20 protein-coding genes and 1 pseudogene are annotated in these 26387 nt (G+C 58.1%); 8 read left to right on the top strand and 13 right to left on the bottom strand.

Annotated elements, in window-relative coordinates:
- Window positions 1-10: 10 nt before the first annotated feature.
- The 3 genes from FS819_RS26705 to FS819_RS26715 form a co-directional block, all read right to left on the bottom strand.
- A complete protein-coding gene (locus FS819_RS26705) occupies window positions 11-478 on the bottom strand; it encodes a tripartite tricarboxylate transporter TctB family protein (protein ID WP_156551556.1) in 468 nt (155 codons plus the stop codon).
- Window positions 465-1580, bottom strand: a complete 1116-nt coding sequence (locus FS819_RS26710; protein WP_156551557.1) for a tartrate dehydrogenase — start codon at window positions 1578-1580, stop codon at window positions 465-467. Before FS819_RS26710 ends, FS819_RS26705 begins: the two co-directional genes overlap by 14 nt.
- 108 nt (window positions 1581-1688) lie before the next feature.
- The gene (locus FS819_RS26715; protein ID WP_156551558.1) at window positions 1689-2663 is read right to left on the bottom strand and encodes a tripartite tricarboxylate transporter substrate binding protein BugD; all 975 of its coding nucleotides are present in this window, start codon (window positions 2661-2663) and stop codon (window positions 1689-1691) included.
- 167 nt (window positions 2664-2830) lie between these two features.
- Here FS819_RS26715 and FS819_RS26720 point away from each other — a divergent pair, with 167 nt between their 5' ends.
- Complete coding sequence (locus tag FS819_RS26720) at window positions 2831-3559, top strand: GntR family transcriptional regulator (protein WP_234625139.1); 729 nt, start codon at window positions 2831-2833, stop codon at window positions 3557-3559.
- Window positions 3560-3972: 413 nt separating this feature from the next.
- On the opposite strand, the gene pyk is transcribed toward FS819_RS26720, so the two are convergent.
- Genes pyk through FS819_RS26740 form a run of 4 tightly spaced genes read right to left on the bottom strand, consistent with a single transcriptional unit; the run spans window position 3973 to window position 9077 of the window.
- Complete coding sequence (gene pyk, locus FS819_RS26725) at window positions 3973-5397, bottom strand: pyruvate kinase (RefSeq protein ID WP_156551560.1); 1425 nt, start codon at window positions 5395-5397, stop codon at window positions 3973-3975.
- A 3-nt stretch (window positions 5398-5400) separates the two neighbouring features.
- Window positions 5401-6669, bottom strand: coding sequence for a glycerate kinase type-2 family protein (locus FS819_RS26730; protein ID WP_156551561.1), 1269 nt, complete (start codon window positions 6667-6669; stop codon window positions 5401-5403).
- Entirely contained in the window at window positions 6666-7760 is a 1095-nt protein-coding gene (locus FS819_RS26735) for a tartrate dehydrogenase (RefSeq protein WP_156629901.1), read from the bottom strand. Before FS819_RS26735 ends, FS819_RS26730 begins: the two co-directional genes overlap by 4 nt.
- An 18-nt stretch (window positions 7761-7778) precedes the next feature.
- Window positions 7779-9077 carry an MFS transporter gene (locus FS819_RS26740; protein WP_234625140.1) on the bottom strand — a complete coding sequence of 433 codons (1299 nt, stop codon included), beginning with the start codon at window positions 9075-9077 and terminating at the stop codon, window positions 7779-7781.
- Between the two features lie 162 nt (window positions 9078-9239).
- Here FS819_RS26740 and FS819_RS26745 point away from each other — a divergent pair, with 162 nt between their 5' ends.
- Window positions 9240-10154 carry a LysR family transcriptional regulator gene (locus FS819_RS26745; RefSeq protein ID WP_156551563.1) on the top strand — a complete coding sequence of 305 codons (915 nt, stop codon included), beginning with the start codon at window positions 9240-9242 and terminating at the stop codon, window positions 10152-10154.
- A 427-nt stretch (window positions 10155-10581) separates the two neighbouring features.
- Here FS819_RS26745 and FS819_RS26750 read toward each other — a convergent pair.
- The 3 genes and pseudogenes from FS819_RS26750 to FS819_RS26760 all read right to left on the bottom strand — a co-directional run bounded on the left by FS819_RS26750 (window position 10582) and on the right by FS819_RS26760 (window position 15373).
- Window positions 10582-10974 (bottom strand): annotated as a pseudogene (locus FS819_RS26750) (helix-turn-helix domain-containing protein).
- 546 nt (window positions 10975-11520) lie between these two features.
- On the bottom strand, window positions 11521-12453 hold the full coding sequence (locus FS819_RS26755; protein WP_156629900.1) for a putative bifunctional diguanylate cyclase/phosphodiesterase: 933 nt from the start codon (window positions 12451-12453) through the stop codon (window positions 11521-11523).
- On the bottom strand, window positions 12407-15373 hold the full coding sequence (locus FS819_RS26760) for a Tn3 family transposase (protein WP_070167330.1): 2967 nt from the start codon (window positions 15371-15373) through the stop codon (window positions 12407-12409). Before FS819_RS26760 ends, FS819_RS26755 begins: the two co-directional genes overlap by 47 nt.
- Before the next feature lie 137 nt (window positions 15374-15510).
- Between FS819_RS26760 and FS819_RS26765 the strand changes: the two genes are divergently transcribed.
- Together FS819_RS26765 and FS819_RS26770 are read left to right on the top strand one after the other, a co-directional pair.
- The gene (locus FS819_RS26765) at window positions 15511-16092 is read left to right on the top strand and encodes a recombinase family protein (RefSeq protein WP_060716698.1); all 582 of its coding nucleotides are present in this window, start codon (window positions 15511-15513) and stop codon (window positions 16090-16092) included.
- 65 nt (window positions 16093-16157) lie between these two features.
- Entirely contained in the window at window positions 16158-16643 is a 486-nt protein-coding gene (locus tag FS819_RS26770) for a hypothetical protein (protein WP_156551381.1), read from the top strand.
- 55 nt (window positions 16644-16698) lie between these two features.
- Here the strand turns inward: FS819_RS26770 and FS819_RS26775 are convergent, their stop codons facing one another.
- The 3 genes from FS819_RS26775 to FS819_RS26785 are packed head-to-tail and all read right to left on the bottom strand — an operon-like array spanning window position 16699 to window position 22482.
- Window positions 16699-17574, bottom strand: a complete 876-nt coding sequence (locus FS819_RS26775) for a Shedu anti-phage system protein SduA domain-containing protein (protein ID WP_156551380.1) — start codon at window positions 17572-17574, stop codon at window positions 16699-16701.
- Window positions 17575-17578: 4 nt separating this feature from the next.
- Complete coding sequence (locus tag FS819_RS26780) at window positions 17579-18331, bottom strand: HEPN family nuclease (protein WP_156551379.1); 753 nt, start codon at window positions 18329-18331, stop codon at window positions 17579-17581.
- A 29-nt stretch (window positions 18332-18360) separates the two neighbouring features.
- Window positions 18361-22482, bottom strand: coding sequence for an NACHT domain-containing protein (locus FS819_RS26785; RefSeq protein ID WP_156551378.1), 4122 nt, complete (start codon window positions 22480-22482; stop codon window positions 18361-18363).
- A gap of 13 nt (window positions 22483-22495) precedes the next feature.
- On the opposite strand from FS819_RS26785, the gene FS819_RS26790 reads away from it, so the two are divergent.
- The 4 genes from FS819_RS26790 (at window position 22496) to FS819_RS26805 (ending at window position 26362) form a co-directional block, all read left to right on the top strand.
- On the top strand, window positions 22496-22876 hold the full coding sequence (locus FS819_RS26790; protein WP_113492700.1) for a DUF2513 domain-containing protein: 381 nt from the start codon (window positions 22496-22498) through the stop codon (window positions 22874-22876).
- A 248-nt stretch (window positions 22877-23124) separates the two neighbouring features.
- Complete coding sequence (locus FS819_RS26795; RefSeq protein WP_197434253.1) at window positions 23125-24300, top strand: hypothetical protein; 1176 nt, start codon at window positions 23125-23127, stop codon at window positions 24298-24300.
- Window positions 24301-24316: 16 nt separating this feature from the next.
- Window positions 24317-25474: a Swt1 family HEPN domain-containing protein gene (locus FS819_RS26800; protein WP_156551377.1), complete on the top strand. Its 1158-nt coding sequence runs from the start codon at window positions 24317-24319 to the stop codon at window positions 25472-25474.
- Between the two features lie 63 nt (window positions 25475-25537).
- Window positions 25538-26362: a hypothetical protein gene (locus tag FS819_RS26805; RefSeq protein ID WP_156551376.1), complete on the top strand. Its 825-nt coding sequence runs from the start codon at window positions 25538-25540 to the stop codon at window positions 26360-26362.
- Window positions 26363-26387 lie beyond the last annotated feature (25 nt).

Raw genomic sequence — 26387 nt, forward strand, 5'->3', positions numbered from 1 at the left:
GTTGTGTACCTCAGCGTCCGAAGGCTGGTCCGAATGTCGGAAGCGCCACGGCGAGTCCAACCTTGAAAATTACGAAGCAAAGGGCTGCCATCACGGCTGACATAACCGCGGCGGCGATAAACGAATTCTTCCGCGATGCCATCGCTGTCATGAAAGTGCATATTAGGACGACCGGAACCAGACCTATTACACGCGCGCCGGCTCCGAAGATGCCCAACGCAAGACACACCAGTACGAGCGCCCTCCATGAGACAGGACCTTCCGCGGGCTCCGGTGCCTTGCGGAAGCCTCCGATGAAGGTGATAACTCCGAATATCGCCAGTACGCCGGCCAGGACGACCGGAAAGAATCCGGGTCCCATTTGGAAAGCCGTACCGAATTCATAGGCAGTTCCCTGGAGCAGAAACAGCGCGGCGATCGCAATGAATATGCCTCCAGCGTATATATCGCGTCGGCGTTTTGTTTCAGTTTCTGTCATCCTGCGCTCCCGGTCCGGCCGCCATTTTGAGGATATTGGATCCGGCGATTGCCTCGCAGACGGCGTCCGTGACCTGCTGGGTGGTCGCGGTCCCGCCGACGTCCGGGGTGAGGATGCCCGCCTCGGTGACGCGTTCCACGGCGCTCATGAGGCGCTGCGCGGCCTCCGTCTCGCCGAGGTGCTCGAGCATCTGCGCCGCCGTCCAGAAGGTGGCGACCGGATTGGCGATGCCCTTGCCGGTGATGTCGAAGGCCGAGCCGTGGATGGGCTCGAACATCGACGGGAACCGCCGTTCCGGATCGATGTTGGCGGTCGGCGCGACGCCGAGGGAGCCGGCAAGGGCTCCGGCGAGGTCCGACAGAATATCCGCGTGCAGGTTTGTCGCCACGATCGTGTCGAGACTCTCCGGCTTCAGCGTCATGCGCACCGTCATGGCGTCGACAAGCATCTTGTCCCAGGTGACGTCGGGGAACTCCCGCGACACCTCGGCGGCGATCTCGTCCCACATCACCATGCCGTGACGCTGCGCGTTCGACTTGGTCACGACGGTCAGCAGCTTGCGCGGACGGGCCTGCGCCAGCTTGAACGCGTAGCGCATGATCCGGGTAACGCCGACGCGGGTGAAGATCGCCACTTCCGTGCCCACCTCTTCGGGCAGCCCCCTGTGGGCGCGGCCTCCGTGACCGGAATACTCTCCTTCGGAGTTCTCGCGCACGATCACCCAGTCGAGATCGCCGGGGCCGCAGTTGCGCAACGGCGGCGTGATCCCGGGAAGGATCTTGGTCGGACGAACGTTGGCGTACTGGTCGAAGCCCTGGCAGATCGGCAGACGCAGGCCCCAGAGCGTGATATGGTCGGGAACGTCCGGCGCGCCGACCGCGCCGAAGTAGATCGCGTCGAACGGCTTGAGCTGTTCGAGGCCGTCGGCCGGCATCATCACGCCGTGTCTCTTGTAGTAGTCCGATCCCCAGTCGAAGGTCTGGGAATGGATCCTGAAGTCGCCGCTGCGCTTCTCGAGCGCCTCGAGGACCTGAAGTCCGGCGGCGATCACTTCCGGGCCGATGCCGTCCGCGGGGATGGCGGCGATCTTGTATTCACGCATGGGAATTCTCGTCTCTTCTGGAACGACAAGGGAGGGTACTTGGGACGCCGAAAGACCCAAGGGTCTGGTCGGACGTTCTCTGGAGGACGGTCAGGCCCTCCAGATGTCTCACTTTCCGCCGGTGGTGATGACCTTGGTGAGCCGGTCGACCTCCGCTCTGAATTTCTCGTCAAGCGCCGCGGGAGAAGCCAGATCCTGGGAAACGGGGACCGTACCCAGGCTAGCGAAACGGTCAACAACCGTCTGGTCCTTCAGAGCGATCTTGAGGGCCTCCGAGAGTTTTTCGCGAATGGGCAGTGGAGTGTCTTTTGGAGCCCATAGCGCATGCCAGGCGCTCAGCTCGAAACCCTTGAGCCCGCTTTCATCGATTGTCGGTAGATCGGGGAGCACCGCGATCCGCGCCTTCGTCGTCACGGCATAGGCGTGCACTTCCTGCGCCTTGATCTGCGTCGTCGTGTTTGTCGTTTGGTCGCACGCCAAGTCGATGCGGCCGCCCATCAGGTCGGTCATGGCCGGCCCCATGCCTTTATAGGGAACCAAGGTGATTTTCGTGCCAAGAGCATCCTGCAGCAGGCGTCCACATAGATCTGAAACAGCCCCGGTCCCAGCGGTGCCGAACGTGACTGCGGGTCCATTTTCCTTCACGTACGCCATGAGGTCCGTGAAGGTCTTCGGCTCCAGGTCTTTCCGACCCACGATCGTCATGGGCACCTCGGTTATCAAGCCGACGCTCGAGAAGTCCTCGATGGGCTTGTAGGGGAGGTTCGGATAAAGGGCGGCAAACGTCGCGACCCCGATATGGTAGAGAAGCAGACGGTAACCGTCGGGATCGGCCTTCGCCACGTTTCCGGCGCCGAGCGAACCTCCCGCTCCACCCATATTCTCGACGAGAACCTGTTGTCCGAGCGTCTTGGACATGGACTGCGCTACCAGGCGGGCGACGGTGTCGCTTGGACCGCCGGCGGCAGCCGGAACCATGATCGTGACTGGGCCCGCGGGATAGGCGTCTTGAGCATGCGCCGCGCCCGCCACCGCAGCAACTATCGTCAACACGGCCGTCAATTCAAATTTCTTCCGGAACATAAGCCACCCTCCTCCTGGTGCGCCAACCGGCAGCCTCCACTACCAGTATGCATGCCAGCTTGCATGCAAGATGAAAATGATCGACTTGCGTACGTTTGTCAACATGCAAGATGCGCTGTAAAAGACCTGTCTATTCATCGGGAATGATCATGGTTAGACTAGGCAACATGCTGCGTGCAGCCGTACGGGATACCGCGCAGCAGTTTCCCGAATCCGTCGGAGGGGTCGGCTCTTCTTCCGGACGGGTCACGGAGGCCTACCAGGCCATCCGTAAGGCGATACGCGCGAATATCTTCCCACCGGGCTATCAAGCCGCGGAGATTGAAATCGCGCGCCAGCTCGGCATGAGCAGGACACCCGTGCACGAAGCTATGGCGAGACTGCAAGAAGACGGGCTGGTGCGGATTCTGCCGAAAAAGGGTATTATCATATGCGCTCTCTCGCCGGCGGATATCGAAGAGATCTACGAGGTGACGATCGCACTCGAAGGTGCGGCCGCAGCCAGACTTGCCAGAATCGAACCCGTTGAGAAACGCGACGTCATCGCGGAATTGCGCGACGCTACGAATGCTATGGTTTCCGCGCTGGCTGAGAACGACCTGCCGGCCTGGGCAGAAGCCGACGAACGTTTCCATGAAACTCTGGTGGTTCGAAGCGGCAACGGCAGGTTGACGCGGATGGCGGGAACCGTCGCTGACCAACTACACCGAGCGCGCGTCTTCACACTGAACTTGCGTCCGTTGCCGGTTGGGTCATCGGAAGAACATCTCGCCATCATCGACGCCATCGAGAAGGGCGCGGAACGGGAGGCCAGCGCAGCAGCGAGGCTGCACCGGAAGCACGCGCACGATCAACTCGTTCCTCTCATTGCGAAGCTGAACTTACAAAACCTTTAGGCCACCTGACTTCAACCCGTTGTCTCAACTTGCCGTATGCCGTTGCCTTAACTTGCCGTATGGTAAGCTGCTAGCTTTTACCCGCAACGTCTGAAGCCCAGTGTCTCGGCTGCGACGGCCATTAAACCGCTGTTACGGAACGCTACGCGATGCACATGAATCACACTCCCGGCAATCTGCGACAGGCGGCAATGGTCCGGATCGACCAGGCGATCCGCGAACCGTTGCGGACGAAAACAGCAGCGCGTCGACAACACAATCGTCTCTGATACCTCAGGGTTCCTTCATGTTACGGCCAACGACCGCATGGGCAAATGTTCTCTCATGTCATTCTAACGCGGTTCGGACAACGATACCCGCAAACTGCGGGGCGATGTTCCGGCTCATCACATGATACAGTCAAAGCTTGGTTTCTAGACGACCTCAGTCACCCGTAAATTATTCGTGCTACCTGGCGTTGCGAACGGAAACCCGGTGACGACGACGATATGCTCACCTGCGGCGGCCAGCCTAGTTTCAAGCGCTGCCTGCTTCGCGCGCTCTACAGACAGCTCGTACGTGTCGTCGTTTGATGAGACAATCGTCACCACTCCCCACATTATGCCCAACTGATGGGCCGTCTTATCAGACGGCGTAAGCGCCAGGATCGGGAGAGGAGGGCGAGCACGGCTAATTCGGGCTGCGGTCGTCCCGCTCACCGTGAAAGCAACGATCGCGGGCGCATTCAGGGAAATCGCGACTTCAGCGGCTGCTGACGCGACGGCGTGTGGTGGAGTCTGGCGGATCTTTGGTTCGGTTGCTGCGAGGATGGGGCGATATAGCTTGTGTTTTTCGGTCTTCTCAATAATCCGGCTCATCATCTCGACGGTTTCAACAGGAAACGCTCCGGTTGCCGACTCGGCGGACAGCATCACGGCATCAGCGCCGTCATAGATCGCTCCGGCGACGTCGGAGGCCTCCGCCCGCGTAGGAGTAGGGGAGTTGACCATCGAATCGAGCATCTGGGTGGCGACGATTACCGGCTTTGCAGCCATGCGGCACGCACGGATCAGCTCCTTCTGGCGCCCCGGCACGTCTTCGGGAGGAATCTCGACTCCGAGATCGCCTCGTGCAACCATGACAGCGTCAGACAGTCGTACGATTTCATCGATCTCGTCCAGAGCAGAAGGCTTCTCGATCTTCGCGATGAGACCGGCTCTATCGCTGACGAGAGAACGCGCTTCGATCATGTCCCGAGCCGTTTGGACAAACGACAGGGCAACCCAGTCTACTCCGAGTTCCAAGCCGAACTCCAAGTCCTTTCTGTCCTTGGGGGTCAGCGGCGAGATATCCAGCACCGAACCCGGTAGGTTAACGCCCTTCCGATCGGAAATCACGCCGCTGACAACGACGACAGCGTCGATGACATCGGGCCCAACCCCCGTTACGCGGACCCTCACCCTCCCGTCGTCGATAAGTAGATAGTCGCCAGGTTTGACCGCGGCGAAAATCTCGCGGTGAGGGAGCGGAATATCCAATACGCCAGCGCCCGGCTGTGTGCCGCACAAGAACCTGATGTCCGTGCCCTTATGCAGGTCCAATCGGCCTTTCTGCAGCACTCCGATCCTGATCTTCGGACCCTGTAGATCCTGGAGGATTCCAATAGACGTGCCGAGTTCGCGGTCGAGGCTGCGGATGTTTCGATATACTGCAGCGTGATCGTCTTTGCTCCCATGGCTGAAGTTAAGTCGGAACGTATCCACGCCGGCCAAGAACATGGCCTTCAGCATAGAAGGGGAACTGCAGGCGGGTCCCACCGTCGCGACGATCTTCGCTCGGCGATTTGTACGAAGGATCATGGCTTAACCAATCAAAATGGCGCGGATGTCGTTTACGTTCGTCAACGTCGGTCCAGTGACGATCAAGTCGCCGACCGCGCTGAACGCGCTGAAGCTGTCGTGCTTCGATAAAGCGGCTCGCGCGTCAACACCTGCCGCCCGCATTCTGGCAAGGCTGTCTGGTCCTATGATCGCGCCTGCCGCATTTTCAATGCCGTCGATCCCGTCAGTATCCCCAGCCATGGCCCAGATGCCCTCTTGCCCCGAAATCCCCAACGCTAGACTAAGCAGGAACTCGGTGTTTCGCCCGCCCCGACCGCGATTGTCGGCAGGAAGAGAGACCGTGGTTTCGCCGCCCGAGAGCAGTACAGCGGGACCGGCGATGGGAAGCCCTCTGGTTCTTGCCGAAGTTGCGATGCCCGCCAGCACAGTTCCGACATCCTTGGCCTCTCCCTGCAGGGCGTCGCCCAGCACGAGGGGCTGCAGGCCGGCCTCTAGCGCCACCTTCGCGGCTGCCTCCAACGCCATCGAAGGCGAAGCGATCATCCGAACTTCGGAACGCATCGAATGGGACGAGGACGGTGCCCCACCATGCGCGAGGACCAGTTTGGCGGACTGCGGTAGGTCCAGCCGGTATCTGGCCACGATTTCGTTGGCCTCCTCGATTGTGGTGCCGTTTGCGACCGTAGGGCCCGACGCGATCTCCGATGGATCGTCTCCTGGGACATCGGATATGAGCAGAGTCACCACCTGGGCAGGGTAGGCTTGTTGAGCCAGCCTTCCGCCCTTGATGCCGGACAACTGCTTCCGGACCGTATTCATTTCGCCGATTGTCGCGCCACTGGCAAGTAGAGCCTTGTTGACGGCTTTCTTGTCCTCGAGCGTCATCGTGCAGGCAGGAGAGACAAGAAGTGACGATCCTCCGCCCGAAATCAGAGCGATCACCATGTCGTCGGGACCGAGACCACTGACTGCCAGGAGTATTCGTTCCGCGGCCTCCAGGCTCATTTCGTCAGGGACGGGATGGGACGCTTCAATGATTTCGATGCGACCCGCCGGGACCGCGTGACCGTATCTCGTGACGACAATACCGTCCATGTCGACGTCACCCCAAGCGGCGTCGAGTGCGGCAGCCATGGCAGCGGACGCCTTTCCAGCTCCGACGACCACACAGCGCCCCTTCGGACGCTGTGGAAGGTTGCTGGCCAATACCGCAGCCGGATTGGCACTGGCGACCGCCGCTTCGAACATTCGAAGCAGTACATCGCGCGCGGACTTGTCGTCCCATTTCATCCGACGGCCGCCATTTTGAGGATATTGGATCCGGCGATTGCCTCGCAGACGGCGTCCGTGACCTGCTGGGTGGTCGCGGTCCCGCCGACGTCCGGGGTGAGGATGCCCGCCTCGGTGACGCGTTCCACGGCGCTCATGAGGCGCTGCGCGGCCTCCGTCTCGCCGAGGTGCTCGAGCATCTGCGCCGCCGTCCAGAAGGTGGCGACCGGATTGGCGATGCCCTTGCCGGTGATGTCGAAGGCCGAGCCGTGGATGGGCTCGAACATCGACGGGAACCGCCGTTCCGGATCGATGTTGGCGGTCGGCGCGACGCCGAGGGAGCCGGCAAGGGCTCCGGCGAGGTCCGACAGAATATCCGCGTGCAGGTTTGTCGCCACGATCGTGTCGAGACTCTCCGGCTTCAGCGTCATGCGCACCGTCATGGCGTCGACAAGCATCTTGTCCCAGGTGACGTCGGGGAACTCCCGCGACACCTCGGCGGCGATCTCGTCCCACATCACCATGCCGTGACGCTGCGCGTTCGACTTGGTCACGACGGTCAGCAGCTTGCGCGGACGGGCCTGCGCCAGCTTGAACGCGTAGCGCATGATCCGGGTAACGCCGACGCGGGTGAAGATCGCCACTTCCGTGCCCACCTCTTCGGGCAGCCCCCTGTGGGCGCGGCCTCCGTGACCGGAATACTCTCCTTCGGAGTTCTCGCGCACGATCACCCAGTCGAGATCGCCGGGGCCGCAGTTGCGCAACGGCGGCGTGATCCCGGGAAGGATCTTGGTCGGACGAACGTTGGCGTACTGGTCGAAGCCCTGGCAGATCGGCAGACGCAGGCCCCAGAGCGTGATATGGTCGGGAACGTCCGGCGCGCCGACCGCGCCGAAGTAGATCGCGTCGAACGGCTTGAGCTGTTCGAGGCCGTCGGCCGGCATCATCACGCCGTGTCTCTTGTAGTAGTCCGATCCCCAGTCGAAGGTCTGGGAATGGATCCTGAAGTCGCCGCTGCGCTTCTCGAGCGCCTCGAGGACCTGAAGTCCGGCGGCGATCACTTCCGGGCCGATGCCGTCCGCGGGGATGGCGGCGATCTTGTATTCACGCATGGGAATTCTCCAGTTTGCTTAGTGTTGGGTAGACGTGGTCGCCCGAGCGTCGCGGTTCGCGCTTTTAGAAAGGATGAGGGTGACGACGGCCGAGATGACGAGAAGGCCGGCGACGAAATAAAGCCCTCCCGCGAAGCTGCCGGTAGTGTCCTTGATCCATCCTATCATGGATGGCCCGACGAAACCGCCAAGATTGCCGATCGAGTTGATAGTCGCGATACCGGCAGCGGCAGCCGGACCCGATAGGAAGAGTGTTGGCATGCTCCAAAGCGGGGGTTTTGAGCAGCTGATGCCGATATTCACGAGCGTCAGGGCAGCGAGAACTGCAAACACAGTCGTAGCGCCGGTGGCAAGGGCGAGGCCAGCGGCCGCAAGGAGACATGCTCCGACGACGTGCCACGTGCGCTCGTTCGTCTTGTCGGAATGGCGGGCCCAAAGGATCATGGCGATGACCGCGAAGACGGCCGGGATGCCGTTGATCAAACCGATATGGAACGAGCTCAGCCCGAAACCCTTGATGATCTGTGGAGCCCAGATGCCGAGGGTATAAAGCCCCGCCGACGTGCCGAAGTAGACGAGCGACAATGCGAGCACGCGAATGTCTGCAAGCCCAGCCCAGATGCTATGGCTCCCCTTCGGCTTGCCCGCCCTTTCCAGCTCCATGGTCTGCACCAGCCACACGCGCTCTTCATCCGAAAGCCACTTCGCCTTTTCGGGTCGATCGGTCAGGTAGAAGAGCACGACAACCCCGAGAACGAGCGCGGGAATGGCCTCTATGATGAACATCCACTGCCAGCCGGCAAGCCCCCATACACCGTGCATCTCAAGCAACGCGCCCGAAATCGGAGACCCTATCGCCGTCGCGAGGGGAGCAGCTGCCATGAACATGGCGGTTACGGCTGCCCGACGTCGCGCTGGGAACCAGTAGCTGAGGTAGAGGATAATTCCGGGAAAGAAACCCGCTTCGGCGACACCGAGGAGAAAGCGCAGAGCGTAGAAACTGGTCGCTCCCTGCACGAGCGCCATCATACCGGAAACGATACCCCAGGTGATCATCACCCGGGCGATCCATATCCTCGCGCCGACCTTGTCCAGGATCAGGTTCGACGGGACTTCGAATATGAAATATCCGAGAAAGAAAATGCCGGCGCCGACGCCGAACACGGTCGATGAAAAACCGAGATCCTGGTTCATCGTCAACGAAGCAAAACCGATGTTCACGCGGTCGATAAAGGCCACGAGGTACAGGATCATGATGAATGGCACGATGCGCCATGTAATCTTGCGTATTACGCGTGCTTCCAGTTCACTGGCCACGGCGAGCTCCTCCCTTTGTTCAGTGCGCGTCCTCTAGCGCCTCGGCACGAACGGTAGGCTTCCGCTCGCAACAAAAGAAGCGCGTCTTGATTATATAGAAAAATGATATAATTTTATGAGCGACCGACTTCGTGGAGGACCTGGGCATGCGGGAGACTTTGCTTGGAGATACGTCAGCTCAGGTGCTTCGTGGCAGTCACGCAGGAACTGCACTTCGGAAAAGCAGCACAGAAGTTGGGTGTGCTGCCAGCGTCGCTCGGTCGGGAAATCAAAGGTCTGGAGGCGTCGCTGGGCGTGCGTCTGCTCGAACGCACTACCCGCAACGTGGTATTGACGGAGGAGGGAGCTGCTCTCCTAGCCCAAGCGCAATCGCTTTTGAAACAGGTGGAGCGCATCGAGAACAGCTTTCGCGGGCGGCCGCAAAAGGACCGTACCGAAATCAAGATCGGCGCTATCGACAGCGCTGCAGCAGGGCTAGTACCCCAGCTCCTTCACCAACTGAGATCCACGCATCCGAGTTTGACGATCCATCTGCTTGAGGACAAGACGGTAAGCCTGCTGCCCAAACTGGATTCCGGCCGACTCGATCTCGCGTTCGTGCGGCCGTCGGAACTGATAGACCGCCGTTTCAAGGTTCTCCCTCTTTTCAACGAGACGGTAGTCGTGGCGCTTCCCGTCGGTCATCGCCTGTCGGAAAGGCGATCTATAGGTGTCGCTGAGCTTGACGGGGAGCCGCTGATCGTGCCGGACCGGAAGAGCCGTCCACATAGTCACGACCTGACCATCAAGCTCTTTACCGACGCGGGTATGCATGTAAGAATTGCCCAGATCGCCGAGGAAAAGCAGACGATCATCAACCTCGTGGCGGCGGAAATCGGGTTGGCGATCGTACCGCGCTGGACGTCGCGACTTGCCGTCAGCGGCGTAAAATACATCCCTCTGGAACTTCATGTCGGCAGTGGCGCGGGACGCCTCCCGCTGGCCGCCGCTTGGCTCAAGGGAACCCGCGATCCCCTCAGAGAGCTCGTGCTCGACGAGCTGAGGGAAAACATTGAAATATACTCGGCAAATGCCTAGCCGGACGGCGGATCAGCGAAGTCCGCCGAACACGGGCTTGAGGTTTTCCGCCGCCATCTGCTACATTCGGCGTACTAGGTCGTTAAACGGCCGCAACAGTGTCGAGGGTAATAACCTGGGTCTCTCCGATGCCCCATTTAGGTCTCGAACGTAGTCCGGAGGCGGGGAGGGCCCTTACAGATAGGTCGGGTATACCAGACGACCGTCGCGCGGTCCTTGCGCCATCATGCACAAGCCGGTAGTTCGCACAGTTCGTTAATCCCGGAGTACTCTCGAACGCATTCGCAACGACGAACGGTGAGCAACGGCGCAGGAGCGGACTTCAAGCGGTGTCTATAACCCGATCCTGCGCGCTCGTATCTAGATGACCGCGCGGCAAACACTGGCCGACATGCCTTCCCAGCCAGTCTGACCTGTTCATCGACAGTCAAGCTACGGAAACCGCCTCCACCAGGGCAATCAAACGATGACGCACGGCAGGACTGGAGATGCGCAGGAATGCCATGTTCAACGCTACTGCTTACCGTGAGACCAGAAACACGGCTATGGCGTCTTGCGCCGCCGACGAAACCGAGGGCGCTCCAGTGCCCAACGGAGCCTGTTCGTCAAAAAACTCGTGAACAGACATGTGCAAAATAGCCGCTATCTCTTTCAGACGGCTCGCGCCCATACGATTTGCACCCTTCTCATACTTCTGCACCTGTTGGAAGGTGATGCCAAGGTGGCCAGCGAGGACACTCTGGCTCATACCGAGGGCTTGGCGCCGCATTCTGACACGTGATCCGGCGACTAGATCGATCTGGTTCGGAGATCTCGACATTAACGTTCAACTCCAGGCTTCGCGACGGTACAATCAGTGCCTATCGTAGAGCGCTTATAAAGCCAATACACTAGCTGCGATTCCGGGTTCTCGATAGCGACACGCTTGTCACAAGCCGGCCGGGTTGAAAACATAGGCATCTCTCACCCAACACGAGGCTGTACATATCTAGATTACGCCAAACACGTTGGGAGGTTTGTAGTAGCCGCAGCGCGACGCGATTCTCCAGAAAAACGCCTAAGTATAATAGCGAGAAGAGACCATCCGACGCCATAACTCCTTGCGCAGAAGCTACCCATCATTTGGTTCCTAGAGTACATTCAAAAGACTAACTAAAGCCGAACCCGAGCAAAGGCTCACGACGACAAATCCGACGACAATCCCTGGAGCAGCAATACCGGACGCTGACCCGACGTCGGCGAAACCTTCAGGTGTTAAAGTCGGACTTGTTAACACGTTCACGGAGTACGCGACTGAAGGGCGCACGTTCGCGAAAGCATACGATCAAGCGTCGTCACGAATAAGATAAGTACGCTCGGTATCGGATCAAGCTGCAGCCTCGGCTCCCGATACACCGGGGCTGACCCATGTTTGAAACTGCGAAGCCGGGATAGGCCTCGTGAAGAGATACCCCTGAGCTTCGTCACATTCCATACGCGTTACAATCGCGAGCGCGGAATTCGTCTCTATACCCTCTGCAACGACGCGGTATCCAAGATCGTGAGACAACGTGATCATGGACTGAACAAGTGTTTGCCCACGCTCGTCGCCGTCTAGATCGCGGATAAACGATTGATCGATTTTCACGATCTTCGTCGGCAACTTCTGCAGATAGGAAAGGCTGCTGTATCCCGTTCCGAAATCATCGATTGACAGCGCGATCCCTGCTTCCCGAAGCGCTTGGAGCGTCTGGAGCGCCTTTTTCGCGTCTTTCATGATGGCGCTTTCCGTTACCTCAAGTTCAAGAAATGAAGGCGAGATACTATGATGCGTCAGCGCGGCGACAACCTGCTCGGCAAAGACGCTGTCTTCAAGATTTGCCGCGGATACGTTCACCGACAACGGCATGGCGAACCCTGTATCCAGCCAGGACCGCGCCTGCCTGAGCGCGGCGTTCAAAACCCAGATGGTCAGGTCCCGAACATGTAGTGAGCGCTCGACGACCGGGATGAACTCGCCCGGGGGCACGGCCCCAAGCTCAGGATGCTGCCACCGCAGGAGCGCCTCTGCGGCAACACATCTCCCGGTTCTTAGGTCGATGCGCGGCTGGAAGACGAGGGAGAGCTGGTCGGCAGAGACGAGAGCGTCCGCGAAAGCCTGCAGAATCTTGAAGCTCCGCCGATATTCCGCATCGCGCTCCGAGGAAAAAACGCATATGGGCGTCACGACACGAAAGTGTTGGATCTGTCCGACTTTTGAGAACGTATGGTGATCACGCTGCGAGGATAGATGTTTCGCGCCGCAATGGCCTGAGATCAACGCCGTCTGTTGGGGTCCAGATGTAATCGCCGGTGAGACTGATGTGCTGCCAGCCGAGTGGGGTAATGTGTTTGATGATGTCAAGCGGCGTGGGAATGCCATCTCGGTTGAGCTCGGCGAACGCCGGTTCAAGATAGAGTGTGTTCCAGTAGACGATGGCGTTGATTAGCAGGTTCAGTCCAGATGCTCGGTAGAACTGGCTCTCGAAAGTCCGGTCGCGCAATTCTCCGAGGCGATTGAAGAACAGTGCGCGGGCCAAGGTGTTCTGGGATTCGCTCTTGTTGAGGCCGGCCGTCGCGTTCCTGCGCATTTCGGGGTTCTGCCACCACTGGGGCAGAAAGATGGACCGATTGATGCGACCGAGATCGCGTAGCGCCAACGCCAGTCCGTTCTGGCGTGGGAATGCGGACAGCTTTGCCAACAGGGTCGAAGGCCGAACCTGCCCGGAACGGATCGTCGTGACCAGCCGCAGGATGTCGTTCCAGTTTGCCTTGATCCGCTCGACGTTGATGTGCTCGCCAACGAGCGGCGCCAGGTTTTCGGGAGGCGCGTCGCGCGGGAAAAGATAGAGCTTGCGATCCTTGAGACCGCGCAGCCGAGGCACAATCTGGAAACCAACGAGATGGCAAAGGGCGAAGCTCATATCGCTTACCCCGCCGGTATCGACATAGTGGGTTCCGATGGCGAGATCGCTGCCATGATAGAGCAGTCCATCGAGGACATAGATGGCTTCGCTCGCATTGGCATTCATGGCGATGATGTAGAAAGCGCCGTACTGGTCAGAGGTGAACCGGTAGAATTTGGCGCCGGGGTTGGGACCATAGCGGCCGTTGAGGTCGCCGATCGCCTCGGCGTGTCCGCCCGCCGGAAAATACTGGCCATCGGAGGATGACGTTGTTCCATCGCCCCACAAGCTTGCCAGAGGCAATTGCCTCTGGGCGTTGACGAGAATGGCGTGCGCGGCCGTGTAACCTTCCTCGCGAATATGCCAGTCGTGCGCCCAGGCGAGTTGGCGCATCGTAATGCCGGGGGAAACGTCCGCCATTCTCGTGAGACCGAGATTGATCCCGTCCGCCAGGATGGCGGTGAGGAGCGCAAGCTTGTTGTCGGCCGTCCGACCGCTGCGCAAATGGGTAAAGGCGTTCGAAAATTCCGTTCGGGCGTCAACCTCGAGCAAAAGGTCAGTGATGCGGATCGCAGGCAGACGGCTTTCCACCTTTAGCTTCAGCGACTTGGCGATGTCCGGAAACATAGCCTTGTGCGGCGTGACGCTAAACCCCGCCCCGGTCAGTTCTACATCGTCGAGCTCGCCGGCTGCGGCCAGACGCGAGAGGTCAGCCAGTCCATCGTTCAGCAGCTGGCGCTGTTGGCGAAGATACGTCTCGACATCGGTATCAACGGCGATTGGAAGCGGTCCTTCCTCACGCATCAGCTCGAATGTCGGCGTGGGAATGAGAAAGCTTTCGAAAGACTGGAAGCGTTTGGCTCCTTCCACCCAGACATCGCCCGCATCGAGCCGGCGCTTCAATTCGCTGAACAGGCAAAGCTCATAAGCCCTGCGATCAATCTTTCCATCTTTGAGTATGAGAGGCATCCAGCCCTTCGGCGCAAAGGAGATCGGTGCCTTGTCGGGTATGGTCCTTTTGCCCGTACGATATAGACCCGCGACCACGGATAGCGCCCGCAAGAGGTTCGCCGCCACTGCGTGACCGCGGAACACGAGAGTGGAGAGAAACTGTGGCGCCAGTTTCCTGATCGTCGGATAGCGCTGGAGCATTTCGATTTTACCGTCGATAACATCCGGCGCGATCAGCGTATCGACCGCCTGGACACTGGTTGTAAAAGCTGGCCATTGGATGACCAGATCAAGCGCTTTGGCCATGTCCTCACCCTTCTCTCTGGCCTTGATGATCGCATGGCAGACTTTTGAAACGTCCTTCAACGGCGTCTGCACTTCCCGAACGGATCGGGTGACGCGAGCAGCCGCCTGGTTATTGGCTCGCCGCGTCAGGATGCCCATGAGTTTCTTGAACATGTCGATCGCGCAATCGGTGAGATGGCGGGAAAGGTGGAGCACTGTTGCAGCCAGGACAGCATGTCGGCGTTCGGTGTTAAGGTCGCGCAGATGCTGCGCGCTCATTCGCGTCCCCTCTGCAGCAAATTCGTCAAAGACCTTGGCCGGAATGCGATCCATCAACGTCGTCGGCAGGTTCAGAGACCGGAGAAAGCGAATGCGCTCGGCAATTCTGTCGAGGTTGACGGCGGCTGGCGACAATGCTGGCGTTCTCGCCCAGGCAAGAATAGTCACGCTTGTCCCCTCACGCGGATCGAGAAGCTTGTCCAGATCGAGCTTTTGGCCTTCTGAGATCCCGCCGGCCAAGGCCCGATGAGCAATACGAATGCCGCGCCTGATCGCCACATGAATGATGGCTTCGAGCGCTGGCCGCGCTGGCAAGAGAATTCTCCTGCGTCGCAGTTCTTCCACGACCATATCCGCCAATACATCGGCGTGGCGCAGGGTTTGTGCGGCAGGTGTCAGCCAGCCTGTGAGTGCCCGCACGTCCGAAGGCACAAACGGACGCATCTGCATTCTGTCGAAAAGCAGGGCCAGATGCTCGCGCCGCGTCTGTGGGCGCTCGAAATAACGTTCGATCTCATGGTGATCGACGCCGATCTGCCGCGCCAGAAATCGTAAGACGCCAGCCGGCAGGACCTCGCCATCCGCAAGCGGTCGGCCAGGGTATCGTAGCGTGGCCAGAACACAGGCGAGGCCCAGTCTGTTCGAGGCCTTGTTCTGTCGCATGATCAGGTCGAGATCCGATCGATCCAGCGTGTAATGTTTGGCGATCTCCCTTTCGTTATCCGGGATGATCGTCGCCTGTTGCCACCATGCCTCGCTCAGTAATGCTCTTCGCACCATTCTCTGATCTTCCCGTTTCGCCGCGGAGAGTGCAGCGAAACGGAAAATGCGTGTCCGACAAACGAACGTTTCGCGGCATCCACAGTTCTTGTCCGCAAACCTTGTCATGAAACGGCAAATCGGACAAACCACGTCTCATGACCGCTATCGGCTATGCAAGGGTCTCCACCGGCGACCAGGACACCGCCCTGCAACTCGACGCTTTGCGCAAAGCAGGTTGTGAAAGGCTGTTCGAGGATAAGGCATCCGGCACGAAGACTGACCGACTCGGATTGGCGGAGGCGATCCGCTACGTTCGCGACGGCGACACGCTCACAGTCTGGAAGCTCGACCGCCTCGGCCGGTTGATGAAGCACCTCATCGAGATCATCACCGAACTGGAGGCCAAAGGCGTCGGCTTCCGATCCATCACCGAAAACATCGACACCACGACATCCGGCGGTCGCCTGGTCTTCCACCTGTTCGGCGCGCTGGCACAGTTCGAGCGCGATCTGATCCGGGAACGAACACGTGCCGGTCTGCAAGCCGCAGAGGAACGCGGCCGACGCGGTGGCCGACAAGTCGTCGTAACCCCGGACAAACTTGCCAAAGCCCGCCAGCATCTGGCGGCCGGTTTGAACGTCCGGGAAGCCGCGGCCCGCGTGAAAATCGGGAAAACCGCCCTCTACGAAGCTCTCAAGGCCGAAAAAGCAACGACATCCACGGTCAAACCAACCTGAGTTCCGGATACGTTCTTAAAAGTCGGACAGATTCGCCACTTTCGTGTCGTGAAGCCCATAAGTTCATGCAGGGTTTAGTGGCCATGAGGGTGCCGTTAAATGTGGTGGCGGTCTACGATAATGACGCAGAAGGTGTTGCAGCTCACGGCAAAACAAATGCGCTCAAGCTGCTCGCAAGCTATCGCGTCTGCATCCTCCCCGATCTCGATGAATTCTCGAGATTTCCTACCACAGGGCCGACCGGTCTAGCGATGGGCGATATTAATCGACGAGCAGCGTCACTCGAATGCTATTTGGATCTGTCCCGGCGTGGACTTCCAGACGTGGTTGTCCAATGGGGCGGCTTTAACGACATAGCCGGATCATACCAGGGAAGTCTAAAAGGGAAGACACAGTTCATGAACGACTTCCTCGGGTACCGAGGTAAGGAAGATCGACGCGGCGCTTACGACTTCATGAAACTGGAGAAGGTACTCGATGTCTTGGTTGGCGCGTGCGTCGAAATAGCGTCGGAAGCGGCCGCATCAATGCAAGCAAGGCGCCTGCGCTGATTGCAACGATACTGCACCTGTAGCTCGGGCGAATTTTATCGCTGCTGGAGTTGGGTTACTCAGTGTCACCGATACCCATGATTCCCGTCCGACCATCGGCTGCCCATTTGTCCCAATACCCCAATCGCGCCTTGACGAATTCCTTGCGGTCATCCGCCATGTATGGCGTCTTATCGACGGCGAGATCTTTACCTTCAATCTTCGACCGATGTGGCGCCCAGAGCGGGCCCAACTCGAGCGTTGCGGGTATGGATAAGGCTTCGTAACGGCCGTTCCGAAATTTCGCGGTCATGTATTGATCATGGTCTTTAATCGGATGCAGGCGATCATACGTCATATAATACTCGCCATCTCGAATGAGGTTTGATCGGAGACGGTTCAATTGAGCGTTGCCTTCAATTTCAGACCGGCGACCGTAGATGAGCACATATTGAGGAACGAATGTCCGCCAACGCGGCAACGCGTCCATGAGATAGTGGTCACAGAACGACGTCTGATTTGCCGGTTCGCGAAACCAGCTTTTCCAACGGGCAATTTGGGTCTGCGCTTGTGTGAACTGCGCGGTCGGTTGGCCGCCCTTGGTAAACATTCTTTTCTTCGGGGCCTCGATCTCAACCAAAACTGTATAGATGTGCAGGCTGTCAGTGGCGATCCAGAGAAAGTCAGGTATGTGCTCGCTGAAGCCTGGCAATATAGGTTGCGTGATCAACGCAGCGGGAAACGCACTGTGCCCGGATGGGCCTGACATGCTCTGACCACCGGGAACCATACAAGGATGCGTTTCAAGAAACTTCTGGAAGACTGCCTCTTCGTGGTCTTCAGCGGCATCGAGCAAGCCCCGCCAATCGCGTTGCACCAGCTCGCTGTAACGATCCCATGTCAAAGCTGCGGGTCCGCTTTCCAGTTTATATGTTCGCTCGGTGGTTAGCACCTCGTCATCCTCTCCGTGTCGCTGCCGTCGCTTCCGCTGCGTCCTCTAGAATGATAGCAACTGACGACTCGGTCGCATCGACACCAACATCCTCTGCGAGGATCTCGTTGATCGCTTCGGTTTTCAGCCATTCCACCCACTTTTGCAGGAATGCTCCATAGTCGGCCATCCCGATCCTGAGGAAGAATAACTTGGTCGGAATACTGGGATTGTCGGTGCTGACAAAAGCGAAGCGCCGCACCGGCGCCGCAGACGACGATCTTCCATATTCGTCCAAATACAAAATCCCGCCATGCGCCAAAGCGTTGCGAAGGATCTTGCAGAAACGGTTTGCCGATAGATTCCTAGCGTCTTCGATTGCCGTCGGCGCGTCAAGCTGAGCAGCGATGGCCTCAGGCAAGCCGTCGACCGCGAGATTTGGGAATCCTCCTCCCTTGTCCAACGAGGCAAACTGCCACGGACCGGTGAAAAAGTCTGCTAGATGGATAGCAGCTTGGAGATCTATGGCATGGTCTACCGCATCAGCCAGTTTAGGGTTGAGAACAGCATCATTCATATGACCGGAGTTTGCGTTGCGCCGATATTTCAGAATCCGTTCAATCGGGAGAATGACGATTGGCATGGAGACCGACAAAAGAAACGTCGCCTTCAAGGGCAGGCGGCTCCCGTCGGATTCACCCAAATGCTCGTAAAGATCGCGGAGAAGCTGATGCGCCCGCTTCGGTACCTCAAGACTGAAATGAAGCGGATTTCCCATGGCTTGCTCCCAATTTGATGAGATTACCGTCAGACTGATTTCTTTGTGCCGCGGCGTGGCGGTTTCGATTTGGTCGTTGTTTTCTTGGGCGGTTTCGGTTTGCTCATCGTCTCAGAACGCGACACATCCAAGACGATCACCGATATTTTCTCTTCCAACGACGAGGGGAGGTCCGCCCGTAGCATCGCCTCCAATTCCCCCGCGCTGGCAGGCGGCTCTTTGCTGTCGCGTCTTGTGGGTACGCGATAATCGGTGCCAAACCAAAACACGAGATAGATGCCATAGCCGAAGGCCCCCTCATCAGCAGCGTAGCCGGCAAGCTGTTCTTCCGGCGCAGTCCAAAGCTCCGAATTGAAATGGCGCTTCGCCTCGATCGGCAAATTCCGTCCGCCATGGGAGAGAAGCAAGATGTCTGCTCGGGTGTTCTCTCCGCGACGGGCCTCGGGCATGGCAGCCGCCACACCGTAACGCTCCAACCGAGACTTTAACAGTTCGAGGAGCCGGTCTCGGTCCTCATTCTCTATTTGGGGTTTTTCGGGCGCGCCGTTGTGATCTGTGTTCCAGTATCGTTTCCACGGCATTTCGCTGCCAGTCCTCAAGGTGCTCCTGTATCTTTCGATTTCTTCGAGCACCACAGCTACGAGGTCCGCGGGGCTCGCCGGCGCTCCACCAGCAAGGGCTACCTTTAGCTCACCCACCGATGGCGCAATGAACAGATTGTCGCGCACGAGACGAGCATGTTCTGCAGCAGCGTGTGTTAACAGCTGACGCCAGCTCGGATCGGATGAGGCGATCAGCGACTTCAAAAGTCTCCCGGCAGAGGGATCGTTTGAGGCACTGAGGCGATTGATGGCCGCCCGGATGACACCGCTTGGGCCCTCGGGGCGTGCCCAGTCCCGATCCTCCAAAGCATGGGCTGCTGCCAATGTCGAGATTCGAAGCCGGTCGAGCTGATCAGGCCTCGGGCAGATTTCGTGCAGTCGGGTCACAAGGTCCCCATCCGGAGCCAGGAAAGCGACACGGATTTCTTCAGCTGTGTGGGTTCCCTCGAATTTTTCTGGGTCGAGTATTAGGGCAACCGACTGCCACAGCCGCATGCTTTGAGTGTCTAGCTCCTTCGCTAGTGCTTCCTCGGTAAGATTGGCCATTTCGGTTCGAGACAAAATTCGCGCCGAGGCTGTCAGCGCTTGCATCAACGCTCTAGGTGGTAGGTTCGGCCGCTCCGCCAGGAGGCGCCTCAGAATGTTCGAAAGAAGATCTGGTTCCTGCGACGAAGCCAGATGATGGATGGCATCAAGATCCTCATCCCGGGCATCAAGCGCGGCGTACCAGTATCGAAGCATCTCGTCTGCGCCCACAGCGATGTCACGCGCAAGATGTTTGACACCCCAACTTGCGAGCGACGGCTGCTCGTCGCCGCTGAAGTAGTTTTGGCGAAGCGCAACGATCGCGGTTACCGCAGGACAATTGCTGATCTCTTCTTCTCGCCCGGCCATGAGCGCCTGGTGGATACCGGCCGCCACGACGTACTCTTGGACGTAGGAACCATTGGTCGCTTCAGCTTTGCCGAGATCGGCCGCGTCGACTTTGATATCGGTGTGGATTGCGAACTGAACAAATCCTTCGGCGATTGCGGAAGTGATCCGCGCGTTGGTGAAATGCTCGATCTGGGAAAGTGGAGGCTTCTTTTTGGAGATCATCGCGTTGCGATAGAGTTCTGCCCCCCATTTGAGTGCACCAAACTCGCTCTCCCGCCCCGCTGCGATCGCATTGATTTTGGGTTCGAGGGTCTTGATATTGTGGGCACGGGCGGTGTCGGTTTCAGCGAGTTCCTTTGCCTTTCGCTTTTCCTCCTTCCCCTTCCAGCTCTTGTTCGGATCTTTGCGCAGATCCGCTATGAAGCCCGAAAAAGTCCCTTCCTTTTCGAGCGCCGAAACGATGCGCCCCTCCCACTTTGGCCATTGAGATTCACTGCGAACCGCATAGGCTGCAACCTCGAACAACCGTCGGCGGCGAGGGACATGTGGCGTCTTGCCGGCGAGATCGAGCAGGTTCTCTATAAGCGTGTCGTCGGGAAGCCTTCGAGCAATCGTGATGTAGTGATTGGTTGCCATCCAGGGCCCCTCTTCGATGGGGCTGCTTTCTAAGAGGACGGTAAAAAGCTCGAGTTCCCGATTTTCTTTGTCCTTATCAATCCAGGCGCCTATCGCTTTGGCAAGCGGCTCCTCGAGCCGATCCCACTCATAGTCGCGGGTGTTTCTGATCCAAGACCATAGCCGCGTTGCTCCGATATCTAGGTTATTGTTTATCGCGTCGGCCAGAGAGGCCTGCATGAAATGTCGAACTTCGAGCTTGAGACCTCGATCTTCACTCGTTTTGCGGAGCATTGGCTGGTCAAAGAGATCCGGGCGTGGTGCCTTCTTCAGCTTTAAGAGAAGTGGAAAGAGGTTGCCGCTTTCCTCGCTCTCGCCGTCGGCAGCCGGCGCCAGTTCGTTGAGGTCCGAAAGCAGGTCGGAAATCTCCTGGTGAGATAACTCATGCGTGGGAATGTCCGACAGTACGTCTGCTCTCAGCGAAATCTGATCATAGCTTTTGGTCATTCGCGATAGTTGCGCAAGCAAACTGCGCCTCGCTGAACTGGGGTCCGAGCTTCCCTTGACCCAAGCTTCAGCCGCTCTCTGACGTTGCCAAAGCGGCCGGGCCGGGTTCACGGCGATCTCGTACAGTTTGTTTTGCATCCCAGCCAATGGCGGTCCATCCGCTAGAGCTTGGAGGACGGTGAGCTGGAGGTGGCTTGTGACGTCGCTGTCGAGGATGGAAAGGAAATCGGTAACGAGGTCATCACCGGCGAGGCCTCCGAAAACCGTGATCGCATCTCGTGAAGAAAGGAAAAACGGGTCGTCGCGGTCAAGGTTGACGAGGATCGCCCGGCGGCCATTCGTGGCAAAAGCGGCGGCGTCGCCATAAGCAAGGACTGTGGCGGCATCCCGTTCGATCAGCCTCAGGGCACCCTTCTCATCGCCCTTTTGCGACAGGTGGGCCGTAAACCAGGCGTAAAGGCCTCGGAGTTCGCTCGGCGCTTTATGATCATTACCAGTGATGACCGCGACGGCGCGGGCCAATGGAAATAAAGGGCCTGTCGGCTTCCCGGTGACGAGTTCAGCGAGAAATCGTCCTGCTAGAAACTCCGCAATCGTTCTATGCGATGGTTCAAAAGTTTGGCCCTCTCCCTTGAATATCGCTGTGTCTAGCGCAAAGTCTGCCAATTCGGAGTCAATCGCAAGCGATTGGACGACAACGAAGTCCTTCGCACGCGATCCAACAGCAAGCGCATTTGAACGCCAAAGCGCCCGCGCGCCGCTCGCAAGAAGATAAAACGATAATCGCCCCGCGGCATCGACGATATCATCGATTGGCGCACGCCGATCGTTCACGCGTTCCGGATCGTGCTCGTGCGCAAGTGCGTAGATTGCTCGGTTGAATAGTTCAAATCTCGTGCTGGGCCATACGCCGCCGGATGCCACAACCGAGTGGAGCAGTTGCAAGCTCAACGGGTTTTCAAGGAAGGCGCCGGCTCCCCGAGCACGTGCATCTGCGAGAAACCGCTCGGGGTCGGCCTCTCCCAAGCCGGATAGGACAATCTCTGCCTCGGTATCGTCCAATGGAAGGAGATACGCGACCGTAATTGGGTGCTCGCTTGCGGCTCGGCGCATGGCGCGCATATCTGCAGCTTCCCGCCAGTCCTCTGCACGACAGGTGAGTCGCCAACGCCTGACGCCGCTCTGTGTAATCGTGTTGGCAAGTTGTAGAAGCTTATCCTTACCGTTGTCTCCGGCACGATACTCATCGAGGGCGTCCAGATAGGCTGTTGAGGCGGAGGCGATTGGAATTCCGTTCATCGCTTCGCGGCAGGTCAGAAGCTCTCCACCTTCCTGACTTGCCTCGTACTCAAGTGCCGTCGATTTTCCGATCCCAGGCTCACCGAGAAGCACGAGACAGGGCATCCCACGCAATTCGCTGAGGCGAAGTTCGACGGCTTCGCCCTCAAGCACAACGGAAACGCGTCTGTCTAGCGGTGTTTTGATCATGTATTTAGGGTAGTATTTCTTGCAGCTGTCGATCAATTGAGTCGTCACATTTCTCAACAACATTCGGAGGACTGCTGTGAAGCGTGACATGGACTTGGTGCGAGATCTCCTTTTACAGATCGAGGAATTCGACCAGGGCTATGGCGGCGATGTTGAAATCGAAGCTGGGGATCACGAACCACATGTCGTTGCTGAGCACCTTCGATTGCTTCTGGAAGCCAGGCTAATAGAAGGTGATGCCGTACCCGACGATGAATATGCGTTTGATCATATACTGCCGACGCGGCTGACTTGGTCAGGGCATGATTTCTTGGAGACCGTCAGAGATCCGGAAATCTGGAAAAAGACGAAGGAGGGCGCGCTATCTGCAAGAGGCTTCACGCTCGACCTGCTGCAGGATCTCGCTAAGGGATTTATCAAGAAGCAAATTGAAGAGCGGACCGGCATCGCACTTTAGAGCGATCCGCGACCTCAAATACGATTGATGGAAGAGGGATCGGCGAAAAACGCGGAGACCTAACGGTGAGAAGGCAAGAACGAAAGAACCAGCCCGTCGGCAAAGCGGATAGGGACAGGTGGAAAAAGGGGCAAGGGACAACGGCGTTCCTTGTACAATAGGCGACAGAGTCCTGGTTTTGCTTGCGGGCCTCTGATATTTTTTCGCACGTTAGACGCGAGAGCCCATTCCGTAAGGAGTATGTGTGCGTGGATGCTGTGAATGAGAAACCCTATGCCGGAATGCTAGTCGGCAATGTCGGCGAACCGATCAGGTTGAAGGAACTCAATCTGGCTGGGGTTTCTGCTGCGCCCGCAAAAGGAGGAGACACGGCGCAAATCTGGACACGGATGTCGCTCACGTCCGATGAGATGATGTTCCACACAATAGCAGAGAGCATCAGCGGCGTGTTGATTCACGCGGCTCAGGAGAACGGTGCTCGTATCAGGCCGGACAGGGTTGATATGCTGCTTTTGGTCATCAAGCTGGATAACTCGGCAGAGCTATGGGCGGATACGGCGGCCGTCACGATGCACGCTATGCTAAACCGATCGGTCCAGGGCGGCGCTTTCATTTTTGATAGTGACGTTACTGATGTCGTTGGCATGTGGTTTCCAAAGGTCGATATCACGGACGAGGACCGGATACTCTGCCTGTTCCGTACGAAATGGAGCTTTGCGCTGTTCTTCGACCTGCACCGCGAACATCCGCTCGACATCGAAGCTGCACAACACGATTTAGGCACATTGCACCGACGGCTCTATTATCGTCACCTCTACGAGATGGTCGAAAACGAGCTGAATATGCAGCGGCTGGCCAAAAGCGGCTGGTTCCCGTTCGCGGAAATCATCAGCCGCGAATTCGCGGAGATCGCAAACCATTCCAATGCGGAATTTGACCTGACCGAGCTGGAGGGAAAAATCCTCTCCTCCTTCGATGATGCACGTATTGAGAAGATCTTCAGCCGCTGGATGGTGAAGCCCGCATTCCAGGATAAGGAAAAAATCCTGCGGCCGGCGATCGATGCATTCAAGCGCGGCGAACCCGTTATTGTGCTCAAGACGCTGCTGACCGAGATAGAAGGCGTGCTGCAATCGGCGCATCGGCGCAAACACGGAAAGAGCGCAGCGAACCTCAAAGCGCTTTTTGCCTTTGCGACCGCATCGGCGGAAGAACGCGCGGGCACGGGAGATTCATTGCTGTTTCCGGCGAGCTTCGTCGAGTATCTGAAGGCCCATACCTTCGATCATTTCGATCCGGATGCGGTCGGTGATACCGCATCGCGCCACGCAGTCGGTCATGGTGCGGCGGGAGCGGACAGCTACACGCAGATCCGCGCGCTGCAAGCCATCCTGACGCTCGATCAATTCGCGTTTTACTTTTAAATCCGGGAAATCCTGCATGTCGAACGAATTGAAAAAGCTGCTCGAACAACAGCGTGCTCTTCACGACCTAGCGGGCATCAACTCTCTTGGTAAAACGATAAGCGATGCGGCTCGGCTGCATGGTTTGAACGATCTTCAGACCCGGATATCAGAGATGGCGACAATTCCCAACACAAGCGCATTGGCGCTCGCCGCAATGGGCAAACAGAATGCGTTGGGTGAACTGGCAGCGGGACGCATGAGCGGTTCAACCAATCTGGGGGAATCGATCCGCGCGCTGAATGAAAGGCTGATCTTTCCGGAAATCTCTGCCCTATCGAAACTGCTTAAGGACTATCCGTCCGGATACTCGAAGGCCTTTCGTGACGCGGCGGGCGGCATCGAGTCGCTGACAGCACGCATGGAGGCCATGAAGACACCGTGGCTGGATGTGCAGCGGCATGCGCTTTCGGCGCGCGCTTTTGTCGATCTGCAGGCAATCGGCGGGCTCGCCAATTCCAGGAATTCGTTCAGTGTGCGTATTTCCGCAGCGCTGCGGATCGAACTGGGTGATTGGCGGGATACCATCACGTTCGATGTGCCGGCGCTGGTTGATCCGGTCGCCCGCTTTGAGCTTTATGATGCTCAGGGCTTCGACACGAACCTTACCCATTTCAGCGTCGAAGCCTATCAGGAGACGGTCCAGATCGCCGGCCTCGCCGTCAAGGAAGATACCGAAGCGGATAGTGTCACTGAAGACGATGCCGGCGTCGAACTCAACTCGCGAGCCTATGAGACCTTGCTACGGTTCGAGCGCGAGGTCCGTGCTTTCATCGTCGCGGTGATGACGGAGCATTTCGGCGCTGACTGGATGAAACGCCAATTGCCTGCAGATCTTCTCGATAAGTGGAGGGACAAAAAACAGAAGGACATGCAGCAAGGTGGGGAGGGCTTCCCGCTGATCGACTACGCCGATTTCACCGATTATAAAGGCATCATCGAGCGTAACGACAACTGGGAAGCAGTCTTCAAAACGGTATTCGGCCGGAAAGAAGACATTCGGGAATCCCTTCAACGACTGTTCCCGGTTCGCATTGCCACTATGCATGCGAGATTCATCACACTGGAGGATGATCTGTATCTTAGGGCGGAGACGACCCGTATTCTCATGCGTTTGCGCCGTCACATGAGCTGAGCTATGCACGAGAACAGTTTTCTTGATCCACTTGGTTCCCGCCTGCCCGCGCTGTAACAGAATGTGCTCAAGCTGCGCTCGGCCCACATGGTGCTGGTGCTATTCTATGCCGAGCAGCTCAAGGCCAAGGTGCTGTCACTGATACAGCGTTCCGATGGCTTTATGGCACATACTGGTCGTGCAGAACGCGTGCCGCGGGGGACAAAGAATCCAGTCGGCAAATGCCTCGATGCACTTGAAGCCGACGGCGCATTGTCGGCTGACGAAAAAGCGGAGATCCGCCGGCTGATCGACTACCGCAATAGCGTCGGGCACGATGTCCATGAGCTTGTCGCCGACATCACGTCGGAACGGTCCGTTCGCCGATCGTGGATATACCTGCCTGAGAATTTCACCCGTTATGATTACGAAGCGGTCGAGCGTTTACAGCATTTCCTGAAGCTGTTGGGCGAGAGGCAGAGGACACATCATTATAACGGCACGATCAGCTTCGACGGGCTTCATTTCCGTAGCGCCGAGAGGGTCTTTCTAAACGAGATCAAGCTACTGCGCCGGAAAATCGCGAAGCAGTGGAAGGCGAGACAGCAGCAGATCGATGACCTGAACAAGGAGATGCAGTCTGCGATCATCGGGAGGGAAGAGACCGATCCGCTTCATCCTGCGAACCAATATGATGATGGCAGGCTGACCCGAAGGGGCGAGGAGATTTGCTACCGCCTGTTCGACCAGGGGCTTTCTCCCTTGGCGGTCGCGCATCTCATGGGACTGCAATTGACTTCGGTGCGGAACCGGCAACGAAGTTGGGTGAAGTTGGGCGGCAAACAGCGCCCGGCTGTGGATTTTGAAACGCTGCCGGAGCGGAAATATTACCGGCGCTACAACGACTAGCTAAGTCACTGTTTCTAAACGCTTT

Origin of the sequence: Allorhizobium sp. Av2 (assembly GCF_021462805.2) — a bacterium.
Classification (GTDB): Bacteria; Pseudomonadota; Alphaproteobacteria; order Rhizobiales; family Rhizobiaceae; genus Allorhizobium; species Allorhizobium vitis_G.

Bases quoted from the DNA above. Each gene is read 5' to 3' on its own strand.
- pyk (WP_156551560.1), bottom strand. From the start codon at position 5,397: ATGATCCTTCGTACAAATCGCCGAGCGAAGATCGTCGCGACGGTGGGA.
- FS819_RS26760 (WP_070167330.1), bottom strand. From the start codon at position 15,373: ATGGTGCGAAGAGCATTACTGAGCGAGGCATGGTGGCAACAGGCGACG.
- FS819_RS26710 (WP_156551557.1), bottom strand. From the start codon at position 1,580: ATGCGTGAATACAAGATCGCCGCCATCCCCGCGGACGGCATCGGCCCG.
- FS819_RS26730 (WP_156551561.1), bottom strand. From the start codon at position 6,669: ATGAAATGGGACGACAAGTCCGCGCGCGATGTACTGCTTCGAATGTTC.
- FS819_RS26785 (WP_156551378.1), bottom strand. From the start codon at position 22,482: ATGTTGTTGAGAAATGTGACGACTCAATTGATCGACAGCTGCAAGAAA.
- FS819_RS26770 (WP_156551381.1), top strand. From the start codon at position 16,158: ATGCAGGGTTTAGTGGCCATGAGGGTGCCGTTAAATGTGGTGGCGGTC.
- FS819_RS26800 (WP_156551377.1), top strand. From the start codon at position 24,317: ATGTCGAACGAATTGAAAAAGCTGCTCGAACAACAGCGTGCTCTTCAC.
- FS819_RS26780 (WP_156551379.1), bottom strand. From the start codon at position 18,331: ATGGGAAATCCGCTTCATTTCAGTCTTGAGGTACCGAAGCGGGCGCAT.
- FS819_RS26715 (WP_156551558.1), bottom strand. From the start codon at position 2,663: ATGTTCCGGAAGAAATTTGAATTGACGGCCGTGTTGACGATAGTTGCT.
- FS819_RS26705 (WP_156551556.1), bottom strand. From the start codon at position 478: ATGACAGAAACTGAAACAAAACGCCGACGCGATATATACGCTGGAGGC.
- FS819_RS26720 (WP_234625139.1), top strand. From the start codon at position 2,831: ATGCTGCGTGCAGCCGTACGGGATACCGCGCAGCAGTTTCCCGAATCC.
- FS819_RS26735 (WP_156629901.1), bottom strand. From the start codon at position 7,760: ATGCGTGAATACAAGATCGCCGCCATCCCCGCGGACGGCATCGGCCCG.
- FS819_RS26765 (WP_060716698.1), top strand. From the start codon at position 15,511: ATGACCGCTATCGGCTATGCAAGGGTCTCCACCGGCGACCAGGACACC.